Origin of the sequence: Rhizobium phaseoli, from assembly GCF_010668805.1 — a bacterium.
Lineage (GTDB): Bacteria > Pseudomonadota > Alphaproteobacteria > Rhizobiales > Rhizobiaceae > Rhizobium > Rhizobium phaseoli_A.
Map to the genome: position 1 here is coordinate 1 of NZ_WUFT01000159.1, position 381 is coordinate 381.

Here is a 381-nt window from a genome sequence, read left to right on the forward strand (position 1 = left end):
GCTTTGTCGAACAAGCTGAATGGAGCATGTTAGTTCAGCTGTTCAATCAACGTCTGCAGGAACGCATACAGTCGGGCGAGTTGAAGACTATTTCTGGCGGCACTGCGCGCAGCGTTAAAATTGCACCCGATTATCAGTCGCTGTTTTTCCGTGTAAATGCACGAGACGATAATATGCAGGATGCTGCGAATGCATTAATGGCAGAGTTGGCAACCATTGATCAGCATGGTTTTTCTGCTGAAGAACTCGATGATGTCAAATCTACCCGCCTCACCTGGCTGAAAAATGCGGTTGATCAGCAAGCTGAACGTGATTTACGTATGCTGACCAGTCGCCTGGCATCCAGCTCATTAAATAATACGCCGTTCTTGTCGCCGGAAG

The 381-nt window shown here is 48.0% G+C and carries 1 protein-coding gene; it reads left to right on the top strand.

Annotated elements, in window-relative coordinates; genetic code table 11:
• Positions 1-381: insulinase family protein (locus GR197_RS31850; RefSeq protein WP_164016682.1), on the top strand; the 381-nt coding region annotated here is incomplete at both ends.